The sequence below is a fragment of the Photorhabdus kayaii genome (assembly GCF_025384895.1).
Taxonomy (GTDB): domain Bacteria; phylum Pseudomonadota; class Gammaproteobacteria; order Enterobacterales; family Enterobacteriaceae; genus Photorhabdus; species Photorhabdus kayaii.
In genome coordinates, this window is sequence record NZ_JAJAFZ010000002.1 from 41059 (window position 1) to 60684 (window position 19626).

Genomic DNA, 19626 nt, shown 5'->3' on the forward strand with positions numbered 1-19626 from the left:
TGACCTTCCGACGGCAAAAAGCACAATGACAGCAATCAATTAAGCATGCTTTATATAATTTGTTTTAATTCAGGCTGATTGCTGTTTTCAGCCACTATCTTAATTTACCCAACTGTTCTTTTTGCAACCAAAGAGATAAAATGCTTTTGTTATCACAGGTATCAAAGATGACTTGTTCTAATTTTTTAAACATATTCCTCCCTTAAGAATAAATTTATTCACAAAGACAACCCAACATATCGAAAAATAGAAGCATTAACCCCAAGGATATAATGAGCTTATATCTCTATAAATATGGTCAAATGAATAAGAAAAATAAAATAATAGTTCATCTACAAAAATATCATCTAACAATAATAGTCTGATTTTTTTATAAAAACGCATATAAATCCTCAAAGCATAATATTAACAAAAGAAAAACAAAAATATATCATAAATAAAATTTCTTATTTATGTATATAAGAATCTTTCAGTTGCTGCCCAGAGCTAACACCCATCCTTTCATAAAGAAATTTTCATAATCATGATATAACTTCTAATTAAACCGTCGAGATTAATAGTTGTAGTAATATAGTATTCCCTTTCCAAATTAATAATTCAGTTATAAAAACAAAGACCCAGAACCCAATGCCTTGGTATATTTTAGATCACAAGAGATTAAACTATTTATCACTATCAGTCATATACAAACAGTCATACACAAACAATTAATCGTTTAATCTATAATAGCATCTTACCAACCTTTTTTTGGTCTAAACTCTATAGTTGAAATCAATCGCGAGAAATCATGTGTACTATAACCCAAGCTATTAATTACAAAACAATATTATTTAATTTAAGGAAAGCATATGAGTCCTAAAAATGATTTTAAAGCGTTTTCTACTAGCGCCAACGCCAATGTAGTGAGTCAAGAAAGATATGAAGAAAGTCTGAGTTTATATTCTGGATTTCCACCAGATAATGTTCCTACTCACTTATTAAATAAAACATTACGCCAATCATCAACAATAGCCTCTGTAGTCGCTAATTTCATTTCGACACAATCTGGTGAAGATGTTCTTGATGATGGTGATACCGCTAAACTTAATATTCAATTAAATAAGGCGTTACAACAAAAATTTGCAACACAAGTTCCCAATGCCTCATTAATACAGAAAGGTGTTGTTCAACTTACAGATGTGGTTGGCAATAATAATACACTGGCTGCAACACAGAAACTTGTCTCCGATATCAATAATAATTTGAATAATAGAATTAATCAGCTTCCAGATATGTCTCTTTTTACCGCAAGCTTGATCCAGAATGGCTGGCAAAAATTACCTTCAGGTTTAATTGAAATGTGGGGAATAGCTCAAATTGATGGTTATGGCTCTTACACGTCTGGATATTTAAACAACTTTCCAATACCATTCCCAAAGAAATGTTTTAATGTCACATTAACTCATAATGGCCATAGCCCTAACGCAGCAGGAATATTTTCAGTAATCATAGAAAATCAACGTGAGTTTCGATGCTTTAGGAGTCCTACTAATTGGACTCCCGTTGTTACAGCATATTTTAGAGCAGTAGGATATTAATTTAAGGAAATATTTTGATTATTGCATTGCAATTGGTTGGCAATTATAAATGATAAAATCCATATACTTATCACATTAAGCAGAGAATTATTTTCACAACAATTCAACATATTATTTATAAATTACATCACTTAAGGAGTTTAATATGAGTCCAAAAAATGATTTTAAGGCTTTTTCTATTAGTATCAATGCTAATGCAGCGAGCCAAGAAAAATATGAAGAAAGTCAGAATTTGAAGACTGGGTTTGCGCCCGATGGTATTACCACTAATATATTAAATAAGGCATTACGTCAATCATCCACGATAACCTCTGTAGTCGCTAATTTTATCGCGACACAATCTGGCAATGATGTTCTGGATGACGGAAATATAGAAAAACTTACCGCTCAATTAAATAAGGCGTTGGAACAGAAAATGGCGCCAAAGATTCCCGATGCCTCATTAACACAGAAAGGTATTGTTCAGCTTACCGATGTGGTTGGTAATAGTCATTCACTCGCTGCAACTCAGAAGCTTGTTTCTGATGTCAATGATAATGCTAACAATAGATTAGCCAAAAACCAAAATGGGGCAGATATTCCCAATAAAAATGAGTTTGTGAAAAATCTCGACTTATTGGAAACCGTCAATCTGGCGAAAAATGCTGTGCCGAGTAGTAGGAAGATTAATGGTAAGGCACTGACTGGAGATATCAGTTTAGGGGCTGGCGATGTAGGGGCATTTAGGCTCGGATTAACAGGAAAATACTCTGTTGATAACCAGGTCCCGTGGAATGCAGATTCAGGGTCATATGACTTACTGCTGCCGAAATTTAGTGATCATGTTGTGCATTTCTATAATGGAGTTGGGAGTTGTCCGGCTTTTCAGTTGAAAGTGCATTACAAAAACGGGGGTATTGCTTATCGCTCGGCTCGTGATAATTATGGATTTGAAGAAGATTGGACTAGCATTTATACAACCAAAAACAAACCTACTGTAAATGAACTTGGCTTATCAGAAACCGTGACATTGGCAAAAAATGCGGTTCCTAATAACAGGAAAATTAACGGCAAAGCACTGATTGAAGACATCAATCTGGAAGCCAGAGATGTGGGGGCATATTCACGTTCAGAATCCGACGAGCGATATCAAAAGAAAGGCCCTAATCAGGGATGGCGAAAAATAGGAAGGAGTGGAGATAGTGGAAGTAGCATATTACTGAGTCAGGACATACGAGGAAGATGTATATATTTACGTACTGGTAGCCCAGGTATATTTTTACCTTTACAAATGCCTCCGATCGATAATATTTTGGTTGGCACTGGATATGGATCAAAAGGATGGCTCGTTGTGCACTCATCAGACGGAGGAGTGAGGTTATCTATAGTAAACAAAGAGGATTGCCCTGATATTACAGAAATTTATATTGCTGATTAGAATTATGGGCTGCATAGCAGCCCTTTTATTTTTTAGGAGATAATTTATCTTCCTATTTTACAATAGATATTTCTCTCTATTTATCTGGCAAACATAAATAAATTGCCAAAAAAGATAAGATAAAATAATTTATTATCATCAGCCATACGTAAATAATTAATCATTTGATTAAAAATAAAATCTTACTGTTCACTTTTTGGCGTAGACTATAATTGAAATTAATCTCGATAAATTACCTATACTATAACTCAACATGTTAATTACAAAACAATATTATTTAATTAAGGAATATATATGAGTCCTAAGAATGATTTTAAAGCGTTTTCTATTGGTAATAACGCTAATGTAGTAAGCCAGGCAATATATGAAGGAGAGCAAAGTTTAAAAACTGGGTTTCCACCAGATGATACGATTTCTCGTCATGTATTAAATAAAGCATTACGCCAATCGTCCACAATAGCCTCTGTTGTCGCTGATTTTATCGCGACAGCTGGCAGTGATGTTCTCGATGATGGTGATACCGTTAAGCTCAACGCTCAATTAAATAGCGCGTTAGAAAAAAATTTTATAAATAAAATTTCCGATTTCGCATTGGAAAAAGCACAAAACGGCGCAGATATTCCTGATAAAAATGCATTTGTGAAAAACTTAGGTTTAAATGAAGCAGCAAAACGAGAAGTAGGGGCTGGAATTAATCAGATTCCAGATATGTCGTATTTCACTGCAAACTTGACTAGCGCTGGTTGGCAAAAATTACCTTCAGGTTTAATTGAAACATGGGGATTTGTACTGGCTAACGGCTATGGCTCTCTTGAATCTGGGTATTTAAATAATTTTCCAATACCATTTCCTAACGCCTGTTTAAATATCACATTAACTCATGGTGGTTATAACCCTCAAGACGCCGGAATATGTTCAGTACACGTAGTAAATCGGAGCCAATTCCGATGTTATAGAAGTCCTACTAATCATGTTCCTCCTGTTGGAGTCTATTTTAGAGCAATAGGTTATTAATTAAAAAATTAAATTACTCAAAGAATGGAAAAAATACCGGGTGATGCTTAATCGGGTTGATACTTCGAAAGCACCTGAAATTGACTGGTCAATTCCACCCTTATCGTAATTAACAAAAAGACCGGGATTCAGGTAGAACCCGGTCTTAATCATTTTATTGATTCAGGTATTTTGTAGTTATTCAACACCAATAATCATTAAAATATTAAACCAATTCAGTCATACCACATAATTTCTCCAAGGAATAAATGAGACTTTATTAATGCAAATAGTTTAGATACATTTCAGATTACAAAAAATTAACATATTTATTACCAACAATTATATAAAAATAGTTAACCCTATAAGTTATAAGAGTATTCCATTATTCTTTTTTCTAACTAAACTATAGCTGGCGTGAATAGGGAAAAATTATTTTTATAAAAATTCACCACATTGATTATAAAATACACTGCTTAATTGGAGAAAAATATATGAGTCAAAAGAATGATTTTAAGGCTTTTTCTATTAGTGAAAATGCAAATATAATGACCCAAGAAACATATGAAAAAGAACAAAAATTACAAACTGGGTTTCCAACAGCAGATATTACCCCTGAACTATTAAATAAAGCATTACGTCAGTCGTCAACCATATCCACTGTCGTCGCTAATTTTATCGCAACACAATCTGGCGAAGATGTTCTGGATAATGGGGATATAGACAAACTCACCACCCAATTCAAGAAATCCTTAGAACAAAAAAACACAACAGAAACTCCCGATGCCTCATTAACAGAAAAAGGAGTTATTCAGCTCACAGACCAAATAGGCAACAGTAATACACTCGCTTCAACTCAGAAGCTTGTTTCTGATGTAAATGATAATGCTAATAATCGACTGGCAAAAGACCAAAACGGCGCAGACATTCCTGATAAAGCTGCATTTATAAAGAACCTTGGTTTATCCGATTCAACAAATATAACGATAGGGAATGGTGAAAATCAAGTGCCTAATATGTCGTTTTTCACCTCTAGCCTGAATCAGGTCGGATGGCAAAAATTACCTTCGGGCTTAATTGAAATGTGGGGAATAGCATCAGTTAAAGGCAATGCTTATGCCGAAGCTGGTGCTTTAAATAACTTTCCAATCCCATTCCCGAATAAATGTCTCAACGTCACGTTAACTCACGTTGGTAACGCCCCTCAACATGCTGGCACATTTTCAATAATGACAGTCAATAATACCCAATTCCAATGTTTTAGCAGTATTCCAAATTTACAAGTTCCTGTAGCCGCATTTTATAGAGCAATAGGGTATTAATATGAACGATAAAAACTATGTATTTAGCGCATTAAATAAAGCATTTTATCCACTATTATTACAGCAGGATTATATTGCAGCAAGCTCATGGCCAAACGATCCCATATCTGTAACTGATGGCATATTCAATAAGTTCTCGGGAATACCTCCCGCCGGAAAAATACTTTCCTGTGGCGAAGAGGGTCTTCCTTGTTGGGAAGACACTCCACCACCAACAAAAGAGGAATTAATATCCATAGCGGAAAGCCAAAGAACGCAATTTATATCTCACGCGAATGAAAAAATAACCCCACTTTCCGATGCTATAGAACTTGATATAGCAACAGATGAAGAAATACTATTACTCAAAGAATGGAAAAAATACCGCGTCATGCTTAATCGGGTTGATACGTCAAAAGCACCGGAAATTGACTGGCCTATTTCACCATTATTGTAACTAATAAAAGACCGGGATCAGGATGGTGCCCGGTCTTTATCACTCTATTCATTCTGGTATTTTAGTTATGCAATATCAAGAACCATTGAAATATCAACCCAATCCAGTAATATCATATACTTTTCCCCGGAGAATAATGACTCATTATTATTCCTTCTGCTCACCCTGACAAGCTTTTATGATTTAAATATATTTTCACCATCCTATTTATCAATATCAGGTTATTTGATTGAAAAATTAAACCAATTATCATCAACTACACATAAATAGTTAATCGCCTAAGTTATAAAAGTATTTCATTATTATTTTTCCGAACTAGACTATGAATTTCTTAAAGTTATCTTTATAACAATTCAATATTATTAATTATAGAACACACTATTTAATTTGAGGAAAAAACATGAGCCAAAAAAATGATTTTAAGGCTTTTTCTATTAGTAACAATGCTAATGTTGTGAGCCAAGAAAAATATGAAGAGAACGAGAGTTTAAATACTGGATTTCCACCAGAAAGTATTACTACTCATGTATTAAATAAAGCATTACGTCAGTCATCAACAATATCCTCTGTTGTAGCTGATTTTATTGCGGCAGAATCTGGCAGTGATGTTTTGGATGATGGTAATATAACCAAACTCACTACCCAATTAAATAAAGCGTTAGAACAAAAAATTATAACTAAAATTTCCAACTCCGCATTAGAAAAAGCAAAAAACGGGGCAGATATTCCCAATAAAAATGAGTTTGTGAAAAATCTCGGTTTATTGGAATTATTATTGGCAGGTACTCCTTTGTTTACACAAGGGAATAATTTCATGACTTTTAAAATTCCATTTTTGAGTGGATTAAAGAGAAAATATATCTTATTCCAATCTGTATATGTAATAGCTCCAAATTTAGCTAACGAGGGAAAATTCACTATCACATACCCAATTGCATACTCTTATGAACCTCATGCTATACTTTCCAGCATGGGAGGATATATCAGTGGAGGTAACTATGGTGAAGGAGCTGATATATTAAAAATCAATAAAGAAAACCTAGTAATAGTATCACATTGGCAATCTCGCAGTGCAAGCTTTCCTCCTGTACGCATATTTGTAGTAGGGATATCAGATAACTAACTTTGTTAACTATCTAAAATTTTATAATTATTTTGATAAAGCCCCAGAAATTAGCTGGCCAATTGCACCATTATCGTAATTCACAAAAAGACCGGGATTCAGACTGAATCCCGGTCTTAATCATTTTCTTATTACTAATACTACAACAGCCATAAATATTTTGTTATTATTCGAGCTGTTCTTCCTCAAAAGAATGAAAAAAAAATATAAAGTGAAAAATAAGTTAATATATTAAAATGTCATTATTAATCAAAAAAAGCTGTATCAATTGTGATATGTGTGAACCCGAATGTCCCAATCAGGCGATATCAATGGGAGATGAAATTTATGAGATTGATGCCAACCGTTGCACCGAATGCATCGGTCATTATGATGCACCAACCTGTCAATCAGTCTGTCCGATAAATAATACCATTATCACCGATCCAAACCGACAAGAAACAGAAGAACAACTATGGGATAAATTTGTATTACTACATCATGCAGATAAAATCTGAAATCAGCGCTCAAGAATAACGGTCGCACAGGCATAGCGGCGCTCATCAGCCAATGTCACATGTAAAGAGGTCGCCCCCAATTGCTGAGCTAACGCTGCGGCCGCACCATAAAGTCGCAAAATCGGTTTTCCCAGTGCATCATTGACCACTTCAAACTGGTTAAATGCCAGCCCATTACGGATACCCGTTCCTAATGCCTTTGCTGCGGCTTCTTTTACCGCAAAGCGTTTAGCCAAAAAACGAACCGGTTTTTCATGTTGCTGATATTGTTCCCATTCGAATTCACTGAGAATGCGTTTTGCCAAGCGCTCACCTGAGCGCTCGACGACCCCTTCAATACGGGCAATTTCAACAATATCTGTACCTAACCCAATAATAGCCATTAACGGCGAGCTTTCCGCATTTGGGTTTTCATATCCGCCACAGCAGCAGTCAAGCCACTGAATACCGCACGTCCAATAATGGCATGACCAATATTCAACTCATAAATCTCTGGCAGAGCAACAATACGTTGTACATTATGATACGTCAGCCCATGACCCGCATTAACCGTTAGACCTTTACTCGCTGCATAAGTCGCGGCTGCTTTAATACGATGAAACTCTTTTTCCTGTTCTACTTCACTTTCTGCATCGGCATAAGCACCAGTATGAATTTCAATGAAAGGTGCGCCAACTTCACTAGCCGCATCAATTTGTCGATGTTCCGCATCAATAAATAACGAGACAAGAATACCCGCATCAGATAGACGCTTAACCGCCGCAGCAACTTTATCTTTCTGACCAATAACATCTAAGCCCCCTTCTGTTGTCACTTCCTGCCGTTTTTCAGGCACCAAACAGCAAAATTCAGGTTTAATACGACAGGCAATATCCACCATTTCATCTGTCACGGCCATCTCAAGGTTCATCCGAGTCTGGATAGTTTTTTTCAACAGTTCTACATCCCGATCGGTAATATGACGGCGATCTTCACGCAAATGAATGGTAATTCCATCGGCTCCCGCCTGTTCCGCAACAAAAGCCGCTTGAACCGGATCAGGATAATTGGTACCACGGGCATTGCGCACTGTCGCAATGTGATCGATATTAACGCCTAATAATACTTCAGCCATATTTATCTCCTGTAGTCATATTAGAATATGACAAGTTTACACTTTCCATCTTGAAGAGAAACAAATTCATTAGTTTTCTTTCTTTTCAGGCTTCCGATGTACAAACTGCCGAAATAATTCACGACTTTTCAAAGGCTTGCCACCGAGATAAGGTTTTAATGCAATACGCGTGAAACGCTTTGCTGCCTTTAATGTCGTAGAATCAGGGAATTCACGAGTTGCCAGTGATTTTAATTCGCGCCCGGTAAAACTGTAATGATCAACAACCAAGCTAGCGATAAATCCTTTTTCTTCTCTATAACGGTAGGTCATCGTGTCAGCGACAGGTTCACCACTGCCCGCACAATGCAGATAATCAACGCCATAACCAAGATTTGCCAGCAACGCCAGTTCAAACCGACGTAATGCATGTTCCGGTGTATATTCACTGGCAGCAAGAACCTGCAAACATTGGAGATAATCAAAGAATAAGGCGGGGTAAGCCGTTCCCTGTTCAAGCACTCTTGACAACAATTCATTGATATATAAACCGCTGTACAATACGTTGCCAGTAAGAGGAAGGGCCAGAGAGATAGGATCTGCATCACGCAGCGTTTTAATTGCCCCCCGCCCACTCCAACGAACCAGTAATGGGGTAAAGGGCTGCAAGCAGCCTTTCAAATTGGAACGACGGCTACGCGCACCTTTTGCCAACACGCTAATCCGCCCTTCATTTTCAGTAAACAGATCCAGTAACAGACTCGTTTCACTGTAAGGACGCCCATGAAGAACAAAAACACGTTGCCAACCGTCCACAGGAGGATGCCTTATTTCAAATCATCGACGTAACCCAAGCTACGTAACGCTCGCTCATCATCAGCCCAACCCGCTTTAACTTTAACCCACAGTTCTAAGTGGATTTTTGCATCAAACAGCCTTTCCATATCCTGACGAGCTTCAATACCAATAGTCTTGATTTTACTGCCTTTATTACCAATAACCATTTTCTTCTGGCCTTCACGCTCAACCAGAATCAAACCATGGATATGGTAACCACCGCGCTCATTCGCCACGAACTGCTCAATTTCAACCGTGACAGAATATGGCAATTCATCACCAAGAAAACGCATAAGCTTTTCTCGAATAATTTCAGAAGCCATAAACCGCTGAGAACGGTCAGTAATGTAATCTTCTGGAAAATGGTGAGTCGCTTTCGGTATATATCCGCGCACAATTTTGGCAATCGTATCAACATTCATGCCTTTTTCAGCGCTCATTGGAACAACATCAAGAAAACTCATCTGTTTACTGAGAAAACCAATATGTGGCAACAAGCTGGTTTTATCGGCCACGTTATCCACTTTATTGATAGCCAGCAAAACCGGACAATGCAGATTACGCAGTTTGTTCAGTACCATCTCGTCATCCGGGGTCCAATGAGTCCCTTCGACAACAAAAATAACCAACTCCACATCACCAATAGAACTGCTGGCTGCCCGGTTCATCAACCGGTTAATTGCCCGTTTTTCTTCAATATGCAATCCCGGTGTATCCACATAAATAGCCTGATAAGCACCTTCAGTATGGATACCCATAATACGGTGACGGGTCGTCTGCGGTTTACGAGAAGTGATAGATATTTTCTGACCTAAAAGCTGATTTAGCAGCGTGGATTTCCCCACATTAGGCCGTCCAACTATTGCCACGAATCCGCAATAGGTTTCTTGTTCGCTCATTCAAGCTCCAATTGTTTTAATGCTTGCTCAGCCGCTGCCTGTTCCGCTTTGCGACGGCTGGAGCCTGTTCCTTTAACCGGCTGTTCAATACCGCTCACTTGACAGTGAATAGTAAATTCTTGATCGTGAGCTTCACCACGAACCATAACAACCAGATATGACGGCAGAGGCAGATGATGCCCTTGCAAATATTCCTGTAAACGGGTTTTCGGATCTTTCTGTTTGTCGCCAGGGCTGATTTCATTCAGACGGGTTTCGTACCATCTCAGAATAATTCTTTCAATAGTCTGGATATCACTATCAAGGAAAATAGCACCAATCAGCGCTTCAACCGTATCAGCCAGTATTGATTCACGGCGGTAACCGCCGCTTTTCAGTTCCCCCGGCCCCAAACGAAGGCATTCACCTAATTCAAATTCCCTTGCCAACTCAGCCAGCGTATTACCACGCACCAATGTAGCACGCATGCGGCTCATATCCCCCTCATCAATACGAGGAAAGCGATGATACAACGCATTGGCAATAACAAAACTCAGGATTGAGTCACCAAGAAATTCCAGCCGTTCGTTATGTTTACTGCTGGCACTACGATGAGTTAACGCTTGTATCAGCAAATCATGCTGATCAAAAGTGTACCCCAGCTTACGCTGCAATCTGTTAATTACGATGGGATTCATGTGCTACCAATATCGGTCAGAATTCGTCAAATAAAAACGCACACGCAACAGACCTGTAACAGGAACCCCTGACAAAACTGTTGCGTTTGCACTGGCTCCTTATAGGAGCCAGTTATTAAGTTTGAAAGGACATTCTACACCGCGAGTAAAATTAATGCTTCGCTAATATAAAAATATTAATTAATTCCACCAATACGGCTGAAGCGAACTCCGGTAGGCCATTCCCCTTCCTGTTTTTCAAAACTCATCCAGATGGCGGAAGCGCGACCGACCAAATTCTTTTCAGGGACAAAGCCCCATGCACGGCTATCAGCGCTATTATCACGGTTATCACCCATCATAAAATAGTGGCCTTCGGGCACAATCCACATTCCCTCTGGCAAGCCAGGTTGACGGAAATTAGGTACCGATAGTACACCGGGAATCTCCAAAATATGGTGAGTTACCGCGCCCAAATTCTCAATTCGTTCACCCTGCCGCATACTGTAAGGCGGCAACGTTTCTTCAACAGGGATTTGGAAAACACCTACCTTTCTCAAACTTTCACCCTTGGAATCGACACCATACTGCTGCATTGTCCATTCACTTGGGAATAGTGAACCGTAAGAAACCGGTAATTCTTCCTGACAATTCCCTGTTTTGCTGCAATTAGAAAAAATACGCAATTCTTTCTTTGCCGGATCATAAATAATTTTATCTCCCGGTAAACCAACCACCCGTTTAATGTAATCAAAACTGGGGTCCAACGGGTATTTAAATACAGCAACATCACCACGCTTTGGTTCGCCAGTCTTAATCAATGTCGTTTGAGTGATGGGATCTTTCAATCCGTATGAATATTTCTCTACCAGAATGAAATCACCAATCAATAAAGTTGGCATCATGGAACCCGATGGGATCTGAAAAGGCTCATAAACAAAAGAGCGCAGGATCAGAACCACGGCTAACACAGGAAAAATAGATGAACAGGTATCCACCCATGTTGGCTTGTTAATAGTCTCAGCCAGATGCTCCTGATCCATTGTACCTTCAGTCAGCTCCTGCAATCTGGCAAGTTTTTTCTTGCGCTCTGGTGCCCATTTGAAACGATCGATACACCAAATAATGCCGGTGACTAACGTTGCCAACGTTAGGATCAGGGCAAAAGTGTTAGCCATTTAGACTCCTTACAAGCTTATTAATTGTCTTTACCAACATGAAGAATGGCTAAGAAAGCTTCCTGCGGTAACTCAACGTTACCCACTTGTTTCATACGTTTCTTACCCTCTTTCTGTTTCTGCAATAGCTTTTTCTTACGGCTGACGTCACCACCATAACACTTCGCCAAGACGTTTTTACGCAATTGCTTCACTGTTGAGCGCGCAATAATATGATTACCAATCGCAGCCTGAATTGCGATATCGAACTGTTGACGAGGAATAAGTTCTTTCATCTTCTCCACCAGCTCCCGGCCACGGTACTGTGCATTGCCACGGTGAGTAATCAACGCCAATGCATCAACTCGTTCAGTATTAATCAATACATCCACACGAACCATATCAGATGACTGGAAACGAGTGAAATTATAATCCAGTGAAGCATAACCGCGAGAGGTAGATTTCAATCGATCGAAGAAGTCCAAAACCACTTCCGCCATCGGTATTTCGTAAGTCAGTGCAACCTGTTTACCGTGGTAAACCATGTTAGTTTGCACCCCGCGCTTCTCAACACATAAGGTAATGACGTTCCCCAAATACTCCTGAGGTAATAGCATATGGCACTCAGCAATTGGTTCACGTAACTCTTCAATATTATTCAGCGGTGGTAGTTTAGAAGGGCTATCCACATAGAGAATATCGCGGCTAGTTGTCTCCACTTCATACACAACCGTTGGGGCCGTTGTAATAAGGTCGAGATCATATTCACGTTCCAGACGCTCTTGAATAATCTCCATATGCAACAGGCCAAGGAAACCGCAACGGAAACCAAAACCCAACGCAGAAGAACTTTCTGGCTCATAAAATAGTGAAGCGTCATTCAGACTCAATTTACCTAATGCGTCACGGAACGCTTCATAGTCATCAGAACTGATAGGGAACAGCCCTGCATAAACCTGTGGCTTCACTTTTTTAAAGCCTGGAAGTGGTTTTTCCGCAGGTTGACGGGACAATGTCAAGGTATCCCCAACGGGTGCACCAAGAATGTCTTTAATTGCACAAACTAACCAGCCCACTTCGCCACAACCCAATACATCACGATCAACACGCTTAGGAGTGAAAATGCCAAGACGATCGGCGTTATATACCTGACCGGTACTCATCACCTTGATTTTATCACCCTTACGCAAGGTGCCGTTTTTAATCCGCACTAGGGAGACAACACCAAGGTAATTATCAAACCATGAGTCAATGATAAGAGCCTGTAATGGCGCATCAGGATCGCCTTCCGGAGCTGGAATCTCTTTAACCAAGCGCTCAATGACGTCTTGTACGCCGACGCCCGTTTTGGCCGAACAGCGCACTGCATCGGTAGCATCAATACCGACAATATCTTCGATCTCTTCCGCTACGCGCTCAGGCTCTGCCGCCGGCAAATCGATTTTATTTAGAACAGGAACAACTTCTAGATTCATATCCAACGCGGTATAACAGTTAGCCAGCGTCTGGGCTTCCACTCCCTGTCCAGCATCAACCACCAGCAATGCCCCTTCACAGGCAGCTAGTGAACGGGAAACTTCATATGAGAAATCAACGTGCCCCGGCGTATCGATAAAGTTTAATTGATAGAGTTGCCCATCATTCGCCTTGTAATCCAAGGTAACACTTTGGGCCTTAATGGTGATACCACGCTCACGCTCAAGATCCATAGAATCCAGTACTTGCTCTGCCATCTCACGATCTGTTAAGCCACCACAAATTTGAATAATACGGTCAGATAACGTCGACTTACCGTGGTCAATGTGAGCAATAATGGAGAAATTTCGTATTTGCTTCATTATAAGTATTTTTCTGCCTTGATATTTCTGAATCATTCGCCTATATGGACACACAGAGGGACATAAAGCGACGGTTTATTAGGTCGGCCACCGGCCTGAAAGGCTGTATTCTACATGCCAAATCTACGAAAACCTAGTCATGCATGCAGCTTTAAGGTATGAATCATTCAACGTTTTGGATAACTAAAATATACCCGTTATCTTTCAAGTTGCCTCTTTGTTGGCTGCACTCATTCACCCCGGCCACATCGTTCGCTATGTTCCCGGGGATTCGCTCCCTTGCCGTCGCGGCGCATCTTGAAATCCATAGGGTATAGATTTATTCCCGATGCTGAATGTGAATGGCATCAGGAGGCAAGCCGATTTGCAAAACGACAGGTTGATATTCCTGCCGATTATCCCAATAAGTGGCGATTCTACGGGCAAAGGAGAATCCTAACGCGCCTCCTAAAACACCGCCACAAAACACCCATAATTGATTGGTCACCCATAACTGAAAAAGCGCACCACCAAGGAATAGCCCAATAAGTGGAGTCAGATAAACCAACAACGCCGAACGCAGCAAGCTCCCTTCAGAGATCCCAACTTCCACTTTTTGCCCGGGTTGCAGCGGTTGTAAAATCTCAAGTTCAAGCTGATGTATGCCATCAGACCCTAATTTATTGAGTAAATAAGAACCACACGTTGCTCGCGCCTGACAACTGCCACAACCAGAAGAGGAACCATAACGTAATAATGCCCGCCCCTGTTGCCAGTGAATTACTGTTGCCCACTCTTTAACCATCAGTCAGCTCCTATAAATGCGACACCAGCGGCGATACGCTTGGCAGTTGCCAGTGGTAATTCACCAATAATTGTCACCTCATTTGCACCACGTATTGCACTATAAATCGTTCGAGGCCCACGACGGAGAGGATATTCCAACTTACCAGTTTTATCCGCATTAGTTACATTCACAGAAAAGCTAAATAAACCATCACTGAACATAATAGATTCAAGTGTGCCACTATTATTTGACAATTTACGACGGTTACGCGAAACCTCAACGAAACCAGCCGGCAACTTACCCACTTTCCAATTAAATACGACCTTCTCTAATGGTGGAATGACCAGCATTGGCGGCATATTTAAGCGAGTAATCACACTCATTGCATTATTGATATCCCCATCGATGGTAGAAGAAACAACCCTAAATTGTTCAAGCGCCTCACTATCACGATCAAGTAAGTCAATACGTAATGGTAAATGAGTTTCTTCGTCGATCAGTAAAATATAATTATAACGCACTTCATCTTTGGAGGTGATGCGTACAACCCTACAAGGCCTATCACCGATATGGGTACGACCAACGTCAATGAAATTGTAATATTTTTTCAACTGATTGAAGTCAGCAAAAATGACGGTCGGTAAATAATCAATAATATGATTACCACTAAGACTGAAAGCATCCAATCCAGGTTCAAAATAACTGATCTCATTACCACGCTGGACAACTTCCCTACGAGAACCATCCATCTGCATAATCTGAGCTATTGGAATACCATTTATAATAGCGTGGCGATAACGAACTGAGACAATAGCCTGCTGGTTGAGATTAATAAAAGCAAGCTCGTAAGTTAGAGACCGAGTGGCATTACCCATCTCCCGCAACAAAACCTCAGCACTGTTGAGCTGTGCCGAGGCTTGTAAAGGAGCAAGCAGGCCGCCCGCCAGCAAACAAACGGAGAACCAAATCTGTTTCATTACTGCTATTGTGTTCCTAAAGATTGCGTTCCTAAAGATTGCGTTCCGGGAACCGGAATAGCAACCTGTGGTGAAATTCCCCGTTCATCATTTTGCCTAAAATGCACACGGCGATCGAGTTCATATTGTTGCAGCATGATGTTAATACGTTTATTACGCTCCTGCATTTGAATGCGCGGATCATTGCCAAATATATCATCACCAGAAGGCACTCCCAAACTCACCGGAGAAGCCGATCCCATCATTGGCAAAGTGTTAAATGCAGGCGTATCAGATTGATATTCAAGATCCTCAGCACTATGGCTGTTGTACTGCTGTACACCAACCAATACTGCCAGCGAAACACAGGCTGCAACACTCACTTGAACCATTTGACTCACCCAAGGACGAAGCTTTTGCCAGAACGGCATTTTTTGCCAGCTCTCTGGTTGAGGCTGAGATTCAGGTATAGCCCCAGGGGTGAAATGAACCGGCTCTTTTTCAAGTGCCAATGCAACCCGACTAGCAATATCCAGATGCAATACTTCCGTCACATCACCGCGCAATGTATCACGGATCAAGTGGTAATTTTCCCAGCGTTTCTGCATTACAGAATCTTTAGACAAAATACTAACGACTTCACTATCAAGAGTTTCGCCATCCATCAATGCGGAAAGTTTTTCTCTTTGCATGCCAAAGTACCTTTCAGTATTGTTCCACTATTTTTAATTTTAAATCAGTGGTTGAATTTTATCATCAATGGCTTCCCTTGCACGGAAGATGCGGGAACGAACCGTACCAACCGGACAATCCATAATGGTAGCTATTTCTTCATAGCTTAACCCATCTAATTCCCTCAGCGTTATTGCTATTCGCAAATCCTCGGGAAGAGATTCAATAGCTCGGAAAACCACCTGCCTTAATTCTTCTGACAACATTAAATTCTCAGGGTTCGAAATTTCTTTTAGTGCATTTGAAGTTTCATAATTTTCTGCGTCACTAGCATCCAAATCACTGGACGGCGGACGGCGCCCTTGAGAAACCAAATAATTCTTCGCAGTGTTTACTGCAATACGATACAACCAAGTATAAAAAGCACTATCGCCACGAAACGAAGCCAATGCACGATAGGCTTTAATAAATGCCTCCTGAGCAACGTCAGGAACATCACCCTGCGGAATATAGCGGGATAAAAGACTCGCCACTTTATGCTGATATCTGATTACCAGTAGGTTAAATGCCTTTTGATCACCTTTCTGCACTCGTTCAACCAGCATTTGATCCGTTAACTGCTCGCTCATTCGAGGTTAAATCTCCCGAAGCAAAGCTCCACATTGATATTTACTGAACCAACCATACTGTCCTATTCCTGAGCAAGCATGGCTTTGAGTAATAAAATTCTGCGAAGTTCAATTTTTGTCATCATTTTGTTGCAATCATAGCTTTGATCATATCTGATAGGCTAACATGATTTTTACCCATCTTCATTCATACATCATCAATTATGCAATCATTATTCTCTCAACATTACAGCGATGTACTTATTATTGGCAGCGGTGTCGCCGGCCTATCTCTAGCTTTACGGCTAGCCTCACAACATAAAGTCACTGTGCTAAGCAAGAGTATTCTTAGTGAAGGTGCATCCTATTACGCACAGGGTGGTATCGCCGCTGTATTTGATAAAACGGACAGTATCGCATCTCATGTTGAAGATACCCTTATCGCCGGAGCGGGGCTTTGCGATAAAAGTGCTGTTGAGTTTATCACCAGTAATGCCCGTCATTGCGTACAATGGTTGGTTGATCAAGGTGTTATGTTTGATACAGAAACCAGCGAAGATGGAGAAAAACAATATCATCTGACCCGTGAAGGTGGTCACAGCCATCGTCGCATTCTGCATCATGCAGATACAACCGGCAAAGAAGTAGAAATGACACTGGTTGATAAAGCGATGTCTCATCCGAATATCACGGTGAGAGAGCGCTGCAACGCGGTTGATTTAATTACTTCAAATAAAGCCCAGCTAGATGGTGATAATCGAGTCGTCGGCGCTTATATTTGGAACCGTCAGCAAGAACAGGTGGAAACTTATCGCGCTAAGGTTGTTGTACTGGCAACAGGCGGTGCAGCTAAAGTCTATCAATATACGACAAATCCCGATATCTCATCCGGTGATGGCATTGCAACGGCATGGCGCGCAGGCTGCCGTATCGCCAATCTGGAATTTAACCAGTTTCACCCGACCTGCCTGTTCCATCCACAGGCACGTAATTTCCTGCTGACAGAAGCTCTGCGAGGTGAAGGCGCATATCTGAAACGACCAGACGGCAGCCGCTTTATGCCCGATTTTGATGAACGCGCTGAACTAGCTCCTCGCGATATCGTAGCACGAGCAATTGACCATGAAATGAAACGCCTTGGTGCTGATTGCATGTTTCTGGATATCAGCCATAAACCAGCGGATTTCATTATCCAGCATTTTCCAATGATTTATAAAAAATTGCTGACACTGGGCTTTGATCTAACAAAAGAGCCGATTCCAATCGTTCCTGCCGCGCATTACACCTGCGGTGGTATTGTTGTCGATCATCAGGGACATACTGACCTCAACAACTTATATGCTATCGGTGAAGTCAGCTATACGGGTCTGCACGGTGCAAACCGTATGGCATCTAATTCTCTGCTGGAGTGTCTGGTGTATGGCTGGTCTGCGGCAGAGGATATCCAACAACAGATCGAAAAAATAGAAGAAGTGCCGCAACTCCCTTTCTGGGATGAGAGCCGTGTTGACAATTCAGATGAACAGGTCGTCATTCAGCACAACTGGCACGAATTACGTCTATTTATGTGGGATTACGTCGGCATTGTGCGTACAACCAAACGCCTGGAACGAGCACTGCGCCGTATTAATATGCTGCAACAGGAGATTCACGATTATTATTCCAATTTCAAGATTTCTAACAATCTGCTGGAATTACGAAATCTGGTGCAAGTCGCTGAATTAATCGTGCGTTGTGCGCTGGAAAGAAAAGAGAGCCGAGGTCTGCATTTCACACTGGATTACCCCGATTTACTGCCAGAATCAAAACCAACGATTTTGACGCCCTGATTTTTACTGGCAAAACTTCTGCATGACCACGCTCCGGCGTGGTTCTTTCCACAATTCATAAAATAATTCAATAATAGAGATAAAAATCCGTCACCAATTGCTGAAATGCTTGCGTGTATGCACCGTCTGGCTGACGAATAGTCAATTCGCTGATTAAACTGATTTTTTCCTGACGGGAAAATGCCAATAACATCCGATGCAACGGCTTGCCTTGCCTGTCGCGGATATTGACCCGATGATGAGAAAACCAACCCAAACGACATGCCATTGTTTCAAATTCCTCACCAATGGCATATGGCAATACCACACAAAACAGACCATCCGCTGTAATCAACGTCTCTGCATATTGTAATAATCGCTGGTGAGTCAGCGACCCCGTATAACGAGCCTGTTCCCTTGCCTCATTTCGACAAGCAACAGCCGGTTCAAAATAGGGGGGGTTACTGACAATTAAGTCATAACATTGCGAATACTGTTCAGCGAAATCACCAATATCCTGCTGATAAACATTTATTTTTTTCTGCCACGGAGATTGTTCTGCATTATCTTGCGCCTGCAATGCAGCCTCTGTATCCAATTCCACTGCATCAATTTTAGTATTTTCATCCGTACGCTGTGCTAGCATCAACGCAATGAGCCCACTGCCACAGCCAATATCTAAAATCGCTTTTTTGTCACTAACTGGAGCCCATGCTCCCAATAAAACGCCATCAGTTCCGACTTTCATTGCACACCGCTCATGACCAACAAAAAATTGCTTGAAAGTAAATCCATCCCGGCGTAAAAGTCGTTTCTGTTTCAAATTAATAACCTATATCTATTTAGCACAATAAATTTCGCCATAGGATAAAGGTTATTATGTTTCGGTAAAAGCTATCTACCTTAATTGACCGCTTTAATAGATGAACAATACGCCCAACCCGTTTATAATCGGCGGCCTAAACAGAGGT

At 40.5% G+C, this 19626-nt stretch carries 20 protein-coding genes and 1 pseudogene; 9 read left to right on the plus strand and 12 right to left on the minus strand.

The window, feature by feature from the left end:
- Positions 1–848 precede the first annotated feature (848 nt).
- The 8 genes and pseudogenes from LGZ98_RS01290 to LGZ98_RS01325 all read left to right on the plus strand — a co-directional run bounded on the left by LGZ98_RS01290 (position 849) and on the right by LGZ98_RS01325 (position 7365).
- The gene (locus LGZ98_RS01290; RefSeq protein ID WP_113043761.1) at positions 849–1577 is read left to right on the plus strand and encodes a gp53-like domain-containing protein; all 729 of its coding nucleotides are present in this window, start codon (positions 849–851) and stop codon (positions 1575–1577) included.
- 145 nt (positions 1578–1722) lie between these two features.
- Positions 1723–2994 (plus strand): phage tail protein, encoded by a 1272-nt coding sequence (locus LGZ98_RS01295; protein WP_229015636.1) that lies wholly within the window; start codon positions 1723–1725, stop codon positions 2992–2994.
- Between the two features lie 294 nt (positions 2995–3288).
- On the plus strand, positions 3289–4008 hold the full coding sequence (locus LGZ98_RS01300; RefSeq protein ID WP_113043762.1) for a gp53-like domain-containing protein: 720 nt from the start codon (positions 3289–3291) through the stop codon (positions 4006–4008).
- Positions 4009–4021: 13 nt separating this feature from the next.
- Positions 4022–4117, plus strand: a pseudogene (locus LGZ98_RS01305) (tail fiber assembly protein); the annotation flags it as partial.
- A 364-nt stretch (positions 4118–4481) separates the two neighbouring features.
- The gene (locus LGZ98_RS01310; protein ID WP_113043763.1) at positions 4482–5309 is read left to right on the plus strand and encodes a phage tail protein; all 828 of its coding nucleotides are present in this window, start codon (positions 4482–4484) and stop codon (positions 5307–5309) included.
- 1 nt (position 5310) lies between these two features.
- Complete coding sequence (locus LGZ98_RS01315) at positions 5311–5745, plus strand: tail fiber assembly protein (RefSeq protein WP_113043764.1); 435 nt, start codon at positions 5311–5313, stop codon at positions 5743–5745.
- A 400-nt stretch (positions 5746–6145) separates the two neighbouring features.
- Positions 6146–6868, plus strand: coding sequence for a hypothetical protein (locus LGZ98_RS01320; protein WP_228903157.1), 723 nt, complete (start codon positions 6146–6148; stop codon positions 6866–6868).
- Positions 6869–7104: 236 nt separating this feature from the next.
- On the plus strand, positions 7105–7365 hold the full coding sequence (locus tag LGZ98_RS01325; protein ID WP_112894492.1) for a YfhL family 4Fe-4S dicluster ferredoxin: 261 nt from the start codon (positions 7105–7107) through the stop codon (positions 7363–7365).
- A 2-nt stretch (positions 7366–7367) separates the two neighbouring features.
- On the opposite strand, the gene acpS is transcribed toward LGZ98_RS01325, so the two are convergent.
- The 11 genes from acpS to rpoE all read right to left on the minus strand — a co-directional run bounded on the left by acpS (position 7368) and on the right by rpoE (position 16868).
- Positions 7368–7748, minus strand: coding sequence for a holo-ACP synthase (gene acpS / locus LGZ98_RS01330; protein WP_112894491.1), 381 nt, complete (start codon positions 7746–7748; stop codon positions 7368–7370).
- Positions 7748–8479 carry a pyridoxine 5'-phosphate synthase gene (gene pdxJ / locus LGZ98_RS01335; protein WP_113043765.1) on the minus strand — a complete coding sequence of 244 codons (732 nt, stop codon included), beginning with the start codon at positions 8477–8479 and terminating at the stop codon, positions 7748–7750. The genes acpS and pdxJ overlap by 1 nt, the downstream gene beginning before the upstream one ends.
- 69 nt (positions 8480–8548) lie before the next feature.
- Positions 8549–9274, minus strand: a complete 726-nt coding sequence (gene recO, locus LGZ98_RS01340) for a DNA repair protein RecO (RefSeq protein WP_113043766.1) — start codon at positions 9272–9274, stop codon at positions 8549–8551.
- Between the two features lie 11 nt (positions 9275–9285).
- Entirely contained in the window at positions 9286–10194 is a 909-nt protein-coding gene (gene era / locus LGZ98_RS01345) for a GTPase Era (protein WP_113043767.1), read from the minus strand.
- Positions 10191–10871, minus strand: coding sequence for a ribonuclease III (rnc, locus tag LGZ98_RS01350; protein WP_113043768.1), 681 nt, complete (start codon positions 10869–10871; stop codon positions 10191–10193). Before rnc ends, era begins: the two co-directional genes overlap by 4 nt.
- Positions 10872–11047: 176 nt before the next feature.
- Positions 11048–12028, minus strand: a complete 981-nt coding sequence (lepB, locus tag LGZ98_RS01355) for a signal peptidase I (protein ID WP_113043769.1) — start codon at positions 12026–12028, stop codon at positions 11048–11050.
- Positions 12029–12048: 20 nt separating this feature from the next.
- Positions 12049–13845, minus strand: coding sequence for a translation elongation factor 4 (gene lepA / locus LGZ98_RS01360; protein ID WP_113043778.1), 1797 nt, complete (start codon positions 13843–13845; stop codon positions 12049–12051).
- A 319-nt stretch (positions 13846–14164) separates the two neighbouring features.
- Positions 14165–14629 carry a SoxR-reducing system protein RseC gene (rseC, locus tag LGZ98_RS01365; RefSeq protein ID WP_113043770.1) on the minus strand — a complete coding sequence of 155 codons (465 nt, stop codon included), beginning with the start codon at positions 14627–14629 and terminating at the stop codon, positions 14165–14167.
- Positions 14629–15588 carry a sigma-E factor regulatory protein RseB gene (rseB, locus tag LGZ98_RS01370; RefSeq protein WP_113043771.1) on the minus strand — a complete coding sequence of 320 codons (960 nt, stop codon included), beginning with the start codon at positions 15586–15588 and terminating at the stop codon, positions 14629–14631. The genes rseC and rseB overlap by 1 nt, the downstream gene beginning before the upstream one ends.
- A 5-nt stretch (positions 15589–15593) precedes the next feature.
- Positions 15594–16259, minus strand: coding sequence for an anti-sigma-E factor RseA (gene rseA / locus LGZ98_RS01375; RefSeq protein ID WP_113043772.1), 666 nt, complete (start codon positions 16257–16259; stop codon positions 15594–15596).
- Positions 16260–16298: 39 nt separating this feature from the next.
- Positions 16299–16868 carry an RNA polymerase sigma factor RpoE gene (gene rpoE, locus LGZ98_RS01380; protein ID WP_112876375.1) on the minus strand — a complete coding sequence of 190 codons (570 nt, stop codon included), beginning with the start codon at positions 16866–16868 and terminating at the stop codon, positions 16299–16301.
- Positions 16869–17071: 203 nt separating this feature from the next.
- Between rpoE and nadB the strand changes: the two genes are divergently transcribed.
- Positions 17072–18676 carry an L-aspartate oxidase gene (gene nadB / locus LGZ98_RS01385; protein WP_113043773.1) on the plus strand — a complete coding sequence of 535 codons (1605 nt, stop codon included), beginning with the start codon at positions 17072–17074 and terminating at the stop codon, positions 18674–18676.
- 67 nt (positions 18677–18743) lie between these two features.
- Here nadB and trmN read toward each other — a convergent pair whose 3' ends face one another.
- The gene (gene trmN / locus LGZ98_RS01390; protein ID WP_112894485.1) at positions 18744–19478 is read right to left on the minus strand and encodes a tRNA(1)(Val) (adenine(37)-N(6))-methyltransferase TrmN; all 735 of its coding nucleotides are present in this window, start codon (positions 19476–19478) and stop codon (positions 18744–18746) included.
- Positions 19479–19626 lie beyond the last annotated feature (148 nt).

Coding starts and splice junctions, on each gene's coding strand:
- LGZ98_RS01290 (WP_113043761.1), top strand. CDS start 849: ATGAGTCCTAAAAATGATTTTAAAGCGTTTTCTACTAGCGCCAACGCC.
- LGZ98_RS01295 (WP_229015636.1), top strand. CDS start 1,723: ATGAGTCCAAAAAATGATTTTAAGGCTTTTTCTATTAGTATCAATGCT.
- LGZ98_RS01300 (WP_113043762.1), top strand. CDS start 3,289: ATGAGTCCTAAGAATGATTTTAAAGCGTTTTCTATTGGTAATAACGCT.
- LGZ98_RS01310 (WP_113043763.1), top strand. CDS start 4,482: ATGAGTCAAAAGAATGATTTTAAGGCTTTTTCTATTAGTGAAAATGCA.
- LGZ98_RS01315 (WP_113043764.1), top strand. CDS start 5,311: ATGAACGATAAAAACTATGTATTTAGCGCATTAAATAAAGCATTTTAT.
- LGZ98_RS01320 (WP_228903157.1), top strand. CDS start 6,146: ATGAGCCAAAAAAATGATTTTAAGGCTTTTTCTATTAGTAACAATGCT.
- LGZ98_RS01325 (WP_112894492.1), top strand. CDS start 7,105: ATGTCATTATTAATCAAAAAAAGCTGTATCAATTGTGATATGTGTGAA.
- acpS (WP_112894491.1), bottom strand. CDS start 7,748: ATGGCTATTATTGGGTTAGGTACAGATATTGTTGAAATTGCCCGTATT.
- pdxJ (WP_113043765.1), bottom strand. CDS start 8,479: ATGGCTGAAGTATTATTAGGCGTTAATATCGATCACATTGCGACAGTG.
- era (WP_113043767.1), bottom strand. CDS start 10,194: ATGAGCGAACAAGAAACCTATTGCGGATTCGTGGCAATAGTTGGACGG.
- rnc (WP_113043768.1), bottom strand. CDS start 10,871: ATGAATCCCATCGTAATTAACAGATTGCAGCGTAAGCTGGGGTACACT.
- lepB (WP_113043769.1), bottom strand. CDS start 12,028: ATGGCTAACACTTTTGCCCTGATCCTAACGTTGGCAACGTTAGTCACC.
- lepA (WP_113043778.1), bottom strand. CDS start 13,845: ATGAAGCAAATACGAAATTTCTCCATTATTGCTCACATTGACCACGGT.
- rseC (WP_113043770.1), bottom strand. CDS start 14,629: ATGGTTAAAGAGTGGGCAACAGTAATTCACTGGCAACAGGGGCGGGCA.
- rseB (WP_113043771.1), bottom strand. CDS start 15,588: ATGAAACAGATTTGGTTCTCCGTTTGTTTGCTGGCGGGCGGCCTGCTT.
- rseA (WP_113043772.1), bottom strand. CDS start 16,259: ATGCAAAGAGAAAAACTTTCCGCATTGATGGATGGCGAAACTCTTGAT.
- rpoE (WP_112876375.1), bottom strand. CDS start 16,868: ATGAGCGAGCAGTTAACGGATCAAATGCTGGTTGAACGAGTGCAGAAA.
- nadB (WP_113043773.1), top strand. CDS start 17,072: ATGCAATCATTATTCTCTCAACATTACAGCGATGTACTTATTATTGGC.